This window comes from Amycolatopsis sp. cmx-8-4 (assembly GCF_046548675.1).
Lineage (GTDB): Bacteria > Actinomycetota > Actinomycetes > Mycobacteriales > Pseudonocardiaceae > Amycolatopsis.
The window spans coordinates 1-10,325 of record NZ_JAEBDZ010000066.1 but is presented as its reverse complement, the minus strand read 5'-3'; the positions used below and the strand labels follow the sequence as shown (position 1 = coordinate 10,325).

10 protein-coding genes are annotated in these 10,325 nt (G+C 69.0%); 4 read left to right on the top strand and 6 right to left on the bottom strand.

Annotated features, from left to right (window positions below):
- The first annotated feature begins 112 nt into the window (after nt 1-112).
- The gene (locus ACLJQZ_RS48200) at nt 113-631 is read left to right on the top strand and encodes an IS5 family transposase (RefSeq protein ID WP_410628422.1); all 519 of its coding nucleotides are present in this window, start codon (nt 113-115) and stop codon (nt 629-631) included.
- Here the strand turns inward: ACLJQZ_RS48200 and ACLJQZ_RS48195 are convergent.
- Nucleotides 618-1,331 carry a DUF2510 domain-containing protein gene (locus tag ACLJQZ_RS48195; RefSeq protein ID WP_410628421.1) on the bottom strand — a complete coding sequence of 238 codons (714 nt, stop codon included), beginning with the start codon at nt 1,329-1,331 and terminating at the stop codon, nt 618-620. The genes ACLJQZ_RS48200 and ACLJQZ_RS48195 overlap by 14 nt on opposite strands.
- 122 nt (nt 1,332-1,453) lie before the next feature.
- Here ACLJQZ_RS48195 and ACLJQZ_RS48190 point away from each other — a divergent pair, with 122 nt between their 5' ends.
- Nucleotides 1,454-4,882 carry a CHAT domain-containing protein gene (locus tag ACLJQZ_RS48190; RefSeq protein ID WP_410628419.1) on the top strand — a complete coding sequence of 1,143 codons (3,429 nt, stop codon included), beginning with the start codon at nt 1,454-1,456 and terminating at the stop codon, nt 4,880-4,882.
- Nucleotides 4,883-4,889: 7 nt separating this feature from the next.
- Here the strand turns inward: ACLJQZ_RS48190 and ACLJQZ_RS48185 are convergent, their stop codons facing one another.
- The 4 genes from ACLJQZ_RS48185 to ACLJQZ_RS48170 form a co-directional block, all read right to left on the bottom strand.
- A complete protein-coding gene (locus ACLJQZ_RS48185; RefSeq protein WP_410628417.1) occupies nt 4,890-5,114 on the bottom strand; it encodes a hypothetical protein in 225 nt (74 codons plus the stop codon).
- A gap of 221 nt (nt 5,115-5,335) precedes the next feature.
- A complete protein-coding gene (locus ACLJQZ_RS48180; RefSeq protein WP_410628416.1) occupies nt 5,336-6,391 on the bottom strand; it encodes an alpha/beta fold hydrolase in 1,056 nt (351 codons plus the stop codon).
- Between the two features lie 11 nt (nt 6,392-6,402).
- Nucleotides 6,403-6,657 carry a hypothetical protein gene (locus tag ACLJQZ_RS48175; protein WP_410628415.1) on the bottom strand — a complete coding sequence of 85 codons (255 nt, stop codon included), beginning with the start codon at nt 6,655-6,657 and terminating at the stop codon, nt 6,403-6,405.
- Nucleotides 6,658-6,729: 72 nt separating this feature from the next.
- A complete protein-coding gene (locus tag ACLJQZ_RS48170; protein ID WP_410628413.1) occupies nt 6,730-7,662 on the bottom strand; it encodes an esterase/lipase family protein in 933 nt (310 codons plus the stop codon).
- A 455-nt stretch (nt 7,663-8,117) separates the two neighbouring features.
- Here ACLJQZ_RS48170 and ACLJQZ_RS48165 point away from each other — a divergent pair, with 455 nt between their 5' ends.
- Both ACLJQZ_RS48165 and ACLJQZ_RS48160 read left to right on the top strand, forming a co-directional pair.
- Complete coding sequence (locus ACLJQZ_RS48165) at nt 8,118-8,588, top strand: hypothetical protein (RefSeq protein ID WP_410628411.1); 471 nt, start codon at nt 8,118-8,120, stop codon at nt 8,586-8,588.
- A complete protein-coding gene (locus ACLJQZ_RS48160) occupies nt 8,585-9,652 on the top strand; it encodes a tyrosine-type recombinase/integrase (protein ID WP_410628410.1) in 1,068 nt (355 codons plus the stop codon). The genes ACLJQZ_RS48165 and ACLJQZ_RS48160 overlap by 4 nt, the downstream gene beginning before the upstream one ends.
- A gap of 39 nt (nt 9,653-9,691) precedes the next feature.
- Here the strand turns inward: ACLJQZ_RS48160 and ACLJQZ_RS48155 are convergent, their stop codons facing one another.
- On the bottom strand, nt 9,692-10,165 hold the full coding sequence (locus ACLJQZ_RS48155) for a hypothetical protein (RefSeq protein ID WP_410628408.1): 474 nt from the start codon (nt 10,163-10,165) through the stop codon (nt 9,692-9,694).
- Between the last annotated feature and the right edge of the window lie 160 nt (nt 10,166-10,325).

The following is a 10,325-nucleotide window of genomic DNA, read 5'->3' as shown; positions in this document are numbered from 1 at the left end:
CAGCACGATCCGGGCCCGCGTCGCGACCGTCCCCGCCACATCCGGGCTGTACACCAAGGCCTGCAACTCGCCGCGCTGCCCCGTCGTCAACTCCACCAAGCCAGCCAACACCATGCCCCGTCAACCCGACGTAAACCAAACAGCATCACGAGACACTAGCCCGGTGGACCGCGGCAAGCCTGGCTCGAAGATCCACGCCCTGTCCGACCGTGCCGGGCTGCCGCTCGCGGTGGCGGTCTCCGCCGCCAACACCAACGACTCCTATGCGCTCAAGCCGTTGGTGATGGCGATCCCGGCGATCAAGTCCCGCCGTGGCCCGCGACGGCGCAAGCCGGCCAAGCTGCACGCCGACAAGGCCTGCGACCAGCCCGACCTGCGGCGCTGGGTCCGCGACCGCGGCATCACGGTCCGGATCGCCCGCAAAGGCGTCGAATCCAAGGACAAGCTCGGCAAGCACCGCTGGGTGATCGAACGAACGATGGCCTGGTTCACCGGATACCGCCGCCTGACCCTGCGGTACGAACGCAAAGCCGAACACTTCCTCGCCTTCCTCATCCTTGGAGCCAGCCTTATCTGCTACCAAAAAACTCCACAACCTCACCACATGAGACACGCTCTTAGCCGAGATTGAGCTGCGTGCCCAGCGGATGACGTGGGTCGCCGCGCACTGCTCCAGTCCAGTCGTCGCCGTCCCAGTAGCGCTCGCCGCGCCCAGTCACCGGTTCCGGGTACCATCCCGGAGCTTCGAGTGCGTCGGGCCCCGGTATTTCGTCGAAGTCGCGTTCGAGACGGGAAAACGCGACCGCGACCCAGGTGATGATCTCCAGCCCGACTGCTGGGCCGACGCGTAGTCTCGGCTTTGTGTTGATCTCTTCGAGTGACATTTTGCTGTAGTGTTCGTGCACCAAAAGCCGGTTTCTCACGGAATTGTAGGTGTCCAGCACGGCCTGGTGCTGCGCCTCGGTCAACCGATTCGACCATGCAGTTCCGACGCCGAACACCTCCTGTGGATCATCCGGCGGTGAGAGAAGCCCGACGCCCATGACCATTTCCACGGTCGGGTAGAACGGTACGCGTGGGGAATCCCGGTCGTAGGTTTCGATATACAGCACCGTCAGTGCGCCCCGCAGGGCGGCCCATCGGATCATCGACGGCTCTCGCTCGAAGACTGGTTCGATGATCGGGATCAGTTCGCCAAGCCCGAGACCTTCGCCGATCGGCGCCTCTCGTGCGTCCGGGGAAGCCAGCGGCTCGTCCGCGAGCCTTCTCGCGCATTCGGCGAAAAGGCGGACCCGACGCTGGATCGCGCCACTGCCTTCCGGAACGCGCACTCGACGACCATTGATCGTCCGCCGCGGTAGTTGTCGGCCCGTCGGCTCAACCGGCATTCTGCTATGCCTTTCAGCTGCGATTCACTTCTGCCCGTCCGGCGCACTCCTGCTAGTGTGGCGTGATGGACGCGGGCACTCCAAGACTGGCCGACCTCGAATCACGCTTGCGTGATTATGAATCGTCTTCGCGGCACGATCTATTACTGGGTCCCGAGATCCTTTCCGACACCGCTTTCATCATGGCGCGCGCGTGGCCGGCGGCCCGGTCGCGGACGTCCCATCAGGACCCTGCTCTCGCACGCACGGTGGTGTTCACTGCGCGGCTGCACCACCTGCGCGCCCGGCACGCCGTGCACCCGGCTGTCGGCGCGGAGGACGAGCAGGCGGCAGCGGAGCTGGGGACGCTGGCTGAAGCCTGGAGTTCGGGATCCGCGTCGGCCGAGCCGCGAGCGGCCTGGGACAGCCACACTTCCGCGGTGGTGCGCGCGTCCTGGCAGACGGGCGCCGATGTGCTGCTCGAAGCGGTGATCGCCGTCTGGCAGGCGATGGCCGAAGGCGGCTACGGCTCGGGAGTTGACGAACTCGGCCGGCACGTGGGGATGCTGCTGAACCTCGGCTTCGCGCTCGGGGAACGTTTCCACCGGTGTGGCCACACGGCCGACTTGGAATCGGCCGTGGCGATCATGCGCGCCGCGCGGCGCCACGTCGTCGAGCTTCCCAAACAGACTCCCGCGGTGCTGTTGGGGTTGAGCGAAGCCCTCTGCCGGCTTTACGCGGTGTCGGGGCGAGAAGAGGATCTGGACGAGGCGCTCGAAGCGGGGCAGACCGGGATCGGTGGCCTCGGTGCGGACTACCCGGATCGTTCGCTGCACCTGTACGAGCTCGCCGGCGGCTACGTGACCCGGTTCGCCCGGCGTGGCCGGCGGGAAGACATCGACCGGGCGATCGACATGCTGCGCGATGCAAAGTCGTTGACTCCGGAGACGTCCGCGGAGCACCCGGCCCGCAGGTCCGGCTTGATCGACGCGTTGCTGACCCGGTACCAGCACCTGCGCGACCGAAAGGATCTCGCAGAGGTGATCGACCTCGCCGAGGCGGTGGTCGGGAGCTCAGGCGACGCCGCGGCGAAGGCGCGCGCGAACTCAGACCTGGCCGGTGTGCTGCTCGATTACCTCGCGGAAAGCGGGAGCGACCACGATCTCCGGCGCGCGGTCGACGCGGCGCGCTCTGCCGCGAACGAGGCGGCGAGCGGAGACGTCAACCGCCCGCACTACCTCACTCAGCTCAGCCTCCTGCTCCGGATGCTGTTCGAACGGACCCGCTCGCTGACCGACCTCGAGGAGGCGATCTACGCCGGCCGCGTAGCCGTGCGAGAGACACCTACGGGCAGTCCGGACCTTGCCAGACGGCGGTCCAACCCGGGTTTCACGTTGACCCTGTTGGCTGAACGGACGAGCGACCCGCACCACCTCGACGCCGCCGTCGAGGTAGCGACGTCCGCGACGCGGGCCATCCCGGCCGGACACCCGGACCGGCCGATCGCGCTGTCCAACCTGGCAGCCGCGCACAACCTCCGGCAGCGCCTACGCCCGAACGCCACCAGCCTCGACGTCGCGATCGAGGCGCTCCGCGAAGCTGTACGCGAGGCACCGGCCGGACACCCCGTCAGCCCGGTGTTCCTGTCCAATTTGAGTGTGTCGCTGGTGAGCCGGTATCGCCGGTCGGGGTCGGCTGCCGACCGGTCCGAGGCGCTGACCACGATCGAACGCGCGCTGCGGGAGTGCGTCCCAGAGAGCCCTGACCAGGCCGACTACCACTACAACTTGGCGATCGCCCTCGAACTCGGCCAGGACCCGATGGAAGCCGATCCGACGCTGGACGCACGCGTGCTCGCCGCATTCCGAGACGCCGCGCGGCTTGAGGTCGCCCCGATGCGGACCAGAGCGCTGGCCGCGCGTGGCTGGGCCGGCAAGGCTGCCGAAGCCGGAGACTGGGAGGAGGCGCTATCTGCCTACGCGCAGGCGGTGAGCCACGCCCAGGCGTGGGCCTGGCACGGGGCCGAGCGTGAGGACACCTTCGCCGCGCTGTCGGAAGTGGCCGGCATCGCCAATGACGCCGCTGCCGTGGCCGTCCGGCTCGGCCGCTTGGAGACGGCGCTCCAGCTGCTGGAACAGGGGCACGGCGTGGCCTACTCGTGGGTGGTCGGTCTGAACGCCGACCGCGCGACGCTGCAGGCCGCCCACCCCGGCCTCTCAGCCCGCGTCGACCGGATCCGGCAGGCCCTCGACGCCCAAGCCACCCCGGACGGCACGACCACCCCGGACGCGGCCGGCGACCTCCGCTTCCGCCAGAATCTGGCCCGCGACTGGGACGAGGTCGTGGCCGACGTCCGGCGGCAGCCGGGGTTCGGCGACTTCCTGCGTCCACCACGGCTCGGCGACCTCGCCGGCCTCGCCACCGAAGGCCCGATCGCCGTCGTCAACATCAGCGAGCACCGGTGCGACGCGCTGCTGGTCACCACAGGCGGGATCGTGTTGGTGCCCCTGCCCGAGCTGACGGCCAGGACCGCGGGGGGCCAGGCGTCGTTACTGACAGCCGCCCTGGACTCCCGGACACTGGGCAACCCCTACTGGGCGCAGGCCGAACGCACCGCGCACCGCGTGCTTGCCTGGACTTGGGACGTCATCGTCGAACCGGTCACCGCGGCGCTCGGGTTCACCGGGCGAGTGGCCGGGCCGACCGGGCTGCCGCGGATGTGGTGGTACCCCACCGGGGTGGCACGGTTCCTGCCGCTGCACGCGGCGGGTCGGCATCCAGACCGGGCGCCAGGGACGTGGTGGGCGTCGGCGCCGACGGTGCTCCACCGGGCCAAGTCGTCGTATCTGCCGACACTGGGCGCGCTCGCCCGGGCCCGGTGCCGGCCGGTGCCGGACCTTTCCGCTTCGGCGCTGATCGTCGCGGTGCCGGACGCGGTCGGCGTTCCCCCACTCGCCGGCGTGTCGGTCGAGGTCGACCGGATCGGTCCGTACTTCACGGCTGGGGAACTCGTGGCGGGCTCGGACGCCACGCGCGCCGCAGTGCTGGAGCGCCTTCCCGCCTGCCACACGCTGCACTTCGCCGGTCACGGCGTCCAGTACCTGGAGCGAGGAGCGGGTGGCGCACTCATAACCCACGACCAGCACAAGGCCGGACCGGTGTCCATGGCCGACATCGCGAGGCTGAACCTGCCGCACGCCGATCTGGCGTTCCTGTCCGCCTGCGAGACGGCCCTCGGAGACGCTGCTCTCGCCGACGAGTCGGTGCACGTGGCCGGCGCCCTGCATATGGCGGGCTTCACCCACACTGTCGGTACGCGCTGGACCACAGGGGATCGCACGAGCATCGAGGTCGCCGACCGGTTCTACGACCACCTCCGCAAAAGCCAGGCCCGGACGGGCACAGCCGAGCACGCCGACATCGCCTCGGCATTGCACAGTGCGACGATCGACCTGTACCGCAAGTGCGGGCACCGTCCCTTGGCCTGGGCGCATTACGTGCACACCGGGCCGTGACAATCGATCAGTCGGTGGCCACGATCAACGCTACCGCCGTGCTCAGCGCGAGCAGTGCGGCCACCTGGACGATCAGGCCGACGCTGACCCACCAGGCCTTGAAACCATTGGCGGCGCGCAGCGTGGCGACTGTCTTGGCGTGGATCGTCGAAATATTGTTGCGGGTGTCGACTTCCGAGTCCTTCCAGTGGTCCGAAAGCATCGTCTGCAACGTCGCCGGATCAGCCACCACGTAGTGGCGGTTCCACCCCGCGACGGTCCCGCATGTGGCCGCGGAAGCCAGGAGCAGGAGAGCGACACACACCACGGCTGGCACTGCGGGCGGACGCCGGCCTGTGCTGCTCGTCTTGACGATCGCGGCGATCCCGCCAAACAGCGCAACCAGGGCCCCGGAACAGCCCGTGGACCGATCGTGATCCCACCAAGGCGGCGGATGGCGGTGTCGGATGCTTCTCAGCCCTTGGCCAATCCCTCGAGCAGTGCCGCTGAGAACTCCTTCGGCTTCTCGATGTGCGGGCTGTGCCCGGTGTCTGCGATGACCACCTCGCGGTAGTGGCCGCCCGCCGCGGCGTAGCGGTCGAGGACGGCTCTGGTCTGGGTGACCATCGGCTGCGCGGGGTGGGTGTCCTCGCCCGGCCAGCCGGGCACGGCGCCGAGCCGGCCGAGGTGGGCGAGGTCGAACAGGGAGGTGTCGGACACGATCTGGTCGCCGGCTCCCCGCACCCAGAGGATCGGGGGCTTGGGCTCGATCGCGTCGAGGTCGTCGAGGCAGAAGTTGCCGGGCGCCAGGGTGTTGAGCACGCCCCGGGTGCCCGGCGCGACGCCCGGCCACGCGTCGGTCGTGGTGAAGTCGCCGGGGTAGTGGTCGTCGCCGACCCGGGTGGTGAGCATCGCCTCGACGAAGTCGTCGAGGTGGGCGGGGCGGAACGGCGGTTTGACGTAGAAGGCCAGCAGCACCTGTCGTGGGGAGAACGGCGACTCGTCCGAGGTGTCGCCGTCCTTGAGCCGGGCAACGAAGTCGGGGTTGGCGCCACCACCGCCCGAGCCCGTGCCAGCCGCGTCGACCAGCTCGCCGTCCGCACCCTTCGTGCCGCCGAAGCCGTAGGGCGAGACTGGGTTGACCAGCGTCACGGTGCGCGCGAGCGCGGTGTGCTCGCGCAGCAGCTGCAGCACCACGCCGCCGCCCAGACTCCAGCCGACCAGGTGTGCGGCGTCGATGCCCAGCGCGGCCAGCGTGGCGGCCACGTCGTCGGCGTAGTCGCGCACGCCCCGCGTCGCGTCCACCGGCAACGCGTCGGTGCCGCCGAAGCCGCGCAGGTCCACCGCGATCGGACGGTACCGCGGCGGCAGGTCGAGCATCGCCTCCTGCCAGAAGGCGGCGGACGAGACGTTGCCGTGGACGAACACGACCGGTTCGCCGTGCTCCCGGCCGGCCACCTCCAGCACGTGCGCGGTCAGCTGGTCGGTCGGCACCTTCGCCGAGATGATTCCGTCGAGGAGTGTGGTCACTGTCGTCCCTTTCACGCCAGCCAGCTCGTCACCTGGGACATCGACGCCGATGCCCAGCCCAGCTGCAAGTGGTTCACCGAACCGACCAGCGCCGTCGCGGCGAGGTGGCCGATGCCCGTGCTGTTCAACGCGCTGGCCACGAACACGATGCCGTCGCTCGGGCCGCGGTTCTCGTTGAACACGCCGACGATGGTGGGCGAGCCACCGGCCAGCAGGTACACCGAGACGCTGGCCGGGGTGCCCGCGGACTGGATGGTCGAGATCATCGACCCGGCGTCGATCGCGGCCTGGATGCCCGTCCCGTCGGTGTAGAAACCCTGGCCGCCGTAGTAGGTCGTTTACCAGTCCTGTTGCGAGCCGTCCACGCCGAACGTGCTGTCGAAGCGGGCCAGCATCTGCCGCTGCCCGGGGTAGGTGTCCCAGCCGGCAGTGGGTGTGATCGACAGTTCCGGGTGGTAGGTGTACCTGCCGTGACACGTCATCCTGGTGTGCGGGCTCGGCGCGTTGATGTTGACGCCGCACTCCGGCCAGATCGACAGGTCGTGCGCGTAGCCGTGCGCGAACGGGTAGTCGTAGCCACCGTTCGGGCCGCCGAGGGTGATCAGCTTGCGCACGTCGCCGGCGTAGGCCCGTCCCCACGGGGGCTTCACCGAGGAGACATACATCCGGGTGGACAGCTCGCCCTTGCTCCAGCCGACCAGGTCGACCTGATTCAAGCCCAGCCGCGACTTGATCAGCGCGATCGCATCACCGACCTGCTGTGCCTGCTGGCGGTTCTCGCCCTGCTTGTGCGCGAAGCCGATGGCGAACACCCGGTACCCGCGCGAGCTGAGGTACTGTATCAGCCCGGTCGACGGGCAGGTCGCCGAGCCGCATCCGAAGCCGCCGGATTCGTTCGGATTGGCCCATGCCCGGTCGGGGTTGTCGTTGGCGCCGTGGACCAGCAGCACCGGCGTAACCTTCGCGCCGGTCGACCAGCCGGGCGCGGAGTAGAGCAGGAACCGCGACGAGGACGGCTGCGGCACCCCGCCGAAGAAGGTCAGCCGCTGCCCGTCCTGGTTGCCCCGCCCGTCCGGCGGGTACTGCTCGTCGGCGAATCCCGCCGTGGTGTCGCGGTACCGCTCCACCTTGTCCCACCCGTTGGCGACGGTGCCGAACGTCGCCTCCTTGGTCAGGTAGGCGGGATCAGCGGCGGCAACCGGCAAGGCCGGCGCGGCGACCTCCACACCGGCGACGATGGCCGCAGCGACCACCAGGCTGAGCAGGCGCACGACGGGCTCCTCACGACATCGGGAGAACTCCGCAACTATCGGCCACCGGACGAACCGGGGGCAATGTGCGCCGACCACGTCCCGCGCGCCTCGGACATGGCCGTGGGCACCATATCGAGGGGTGCGGTCACGGGTCGCCGAAGGTGCTCGATCCAGGGTGCCTCGGGTGACGGGCGGCCGCCGCGTCGACGCACACGCAGTGCCCGCTCTGAACACGCAAACGTGGGAGATTTCCCGCAGGGAGGCAGCTCACTCAAGCTTCAGCTCAGTGGCGAACTTTAGTGTGGGGTTATAGATCAACTCGGTCCTCGGACACAAATACGTGGGAGATCTCCCAAACCACAGAGTAACTGGCCCGCCACGGCGGGTCTTTCTCGCGTTCAGCCTCAGCCTGTCTCGGCTACCCTGATCTTGAACGCGCCCTCCCCTCGCGCAGCTCGCAGGGGAGGTATGTCGTGAGCACTTTCCTCTCACCCCTGGTTCTGCCCGGCCGGATCGCCACGCCGTCCCCGGCCGAGTCGTCGTCTCCGCCTGTCCCGATGGGCCTCCCGCCGCTGCGCGATCTCGGCGCCGTGGACGGTCCGCGGCTGTCGATCGCGCTGATGGACGGCGGGGGGCGTCTGCAGGACCGCGGCGCTGTCGCCGTGCTCGGCTGGAGCCCCGGCGATCGTCTGCTGATCACTCTCGTCCAGACCTCGGTCGTGATCCGCCGACGTCCGGACGGGGTGTTCGTCATGCCCCACAAGCCCTACGTCGCCCTCCCCGCCCCGGTCCGCAAAGGCTGCGGTGCCTTGGCGGGCAGCCGGCTGCTGCTGGTCGCCGACCCTGCTCACGACGTCCTCATCGTCCACCCGGAGGCCGCCGTCCAGGCGATGCTGCGCACCTTCCACACCTCTCTGGCCGCCCCCGAGGAGGAGGCATCATGAACGCATCCGCGACCCCGCAAGACCTCGAAGCGGCCCGGCTGCTGCTCTCACGTCTCGGCGTCGACCCGGCCGACCTCGTCTCCGACGCCCGGACCAACGAAGACGGCATGCCCGATCAGCGGTCGATGCCCACGATCCGCGAGTGGATCCCGGTCGTGGCCGGCCTGGTCTCTCCGAGCACGGCCGCCTCCTACGGCTCGTACTGGAATAAGGCCGAAGCCAAGTGGGGTGATCGGCGCATGGACACCATCATCGCCAGCGAGATCAAGACCATGGCCGAGACCGTGCGCAGCACCGCCCGGGTCCGGCGCAACTCCCGCGGCGGACGCAACGCGGCGGAGAACTTCATCGCGGCCATGCGCTGCCTCTACAAGCACCTGGTCAACGACGGCCGGCTCGATGAACGCCGCAATCCCGCCATGCGCGTCACCAAGCCCAGCCGCAATGCCTCGACTCGTCGTGCTCTGGCAGGCAACCGGCTGGCCGAGCTGAACGACGTAGTGGCCAGCACCGGCGATGACCCGGAGCTGGACTCGCTGATCTGCCGCCTGCACGAGGAGAGCGCCTGCCGCCGCGGCGGCGCCCTCGCCCTGCGGCCCCGCGACCTCGACCGTAGGCAGTGCACGGTCCTGTTGCGGGAGAAAGGCGAGACCGAGCGCTGGCAGCCCGTCTCGCCCACCTTGATGCGTCACCTCATCGCCCACGACGAGGAACGCGGGAGCGGCGATCCGCAAGGCCAGCTGCTTCGCTACAACAGCGGCAAGCCGATCACCTACCGCCGCTACGACTACATCTTCGGTAGAGTCCAGAACGAGCTCGACTGGGCCAGGGCTCTGCAGGTCAGCGCGCACTGGCTCCGCCACACCACCCTGACCTGGGTGGAGCGCAACTTCGGCATGGGCGTCGCCCGCGCCTACGCCGGACGCGCCGAGTCCGGCAGCGACCTGACCACCACCAGCTACGTGAAAGCCGACATCAGCGAGGTCGCCGAGGCCCTCGCAGCCCTGACCGGGGAACCGCACCCGCTCGCACCTGCCAGGACCACGCGGGCTGAGACCGAGTAATGACCGGTGGGCGCGGCGGCAAGCCGCCGCGCCCACCGGTCATTTGGCTGCCGTCCGATGTGGGGTGCTCGCCAGGTCCGTGTGATAGGCGGTGACCATCTCGTGCAGGACGTGTTGCGGATAAACGACCAGGAGGTCGTGCTCCACCAGCGCCGCCAGTAGTACTTGGTCGCCGGGGCGTATCCGGCACTGTGCACGCAGCCGGGCAGGCATCGTCAAGCTCATCTTCGGCGGAACGGACGCTTGCCCTCGCGAGTCGCACGGCGCCACGACAAGCAGACGCGACGACACGCTGAGCCGGATCGTCAAGCCGGTGGCCCAGCCCAGTGCTTCCATAGCCATCCGCGCGGCGACCACGCCGTTTTCGGCGACTCGGACCAGACTGAAGATGACCGAGCCGCCGTCCACCAACGGCCCAAGATCTGCGACTGGCAACGGAACGACAGCGTCCAGGTTCCGCTTACGCTCGGGTAGGGCCAGCGCCGCGACGATCCGATCCGCCGACTGGGGCACAACCCCACCTGGGAAGGTCCCAATCGCTGGCTTAGAGCGTGTCTCACTTGGATCTTGACGGAGGTGCGGGCAAGATCATGGCGTGATGGACGAGTTGTCACGACGGCTGGTACCCGACGAGTTGTGGGCGCTGGTCGAGCCCCTCATCCCGCCGGGCAAG

Excerpts from the sequence above, each read along its gene's own strand:
- ACLJQZ_RS48200 (WP_410628422.1), top strand. The coding sequence starts at position 113 with ATGCCCCGTCAACCCGACGTAAACCAAACAGCATCACGAGACACTAGC.
- ACLJQZ_RS48190 (WP_410628419.1), top strand. The coding sequence starts at position 1,454 with ATGGACGCGGGCACTCCAAGACTGGCCGACCTCGAATCACGCTTGCGT.
- ACLJQZ_RS48175 (WP_410628415.1), bottom strand. The coding sequence starts at position 6,657 with ATGATCTCGACCATCCAGTCCGCGGGCACCCCGGCCAGCGTCTCGGTG.
- ACLJQZ_RS48160 (WP_410628410.1), top strand. The coding sequence starts at position 8,585 with ATGAACGCATCCGCGACCCCGCAAGACCTCGAAGCGGCCCGGCTGCTG.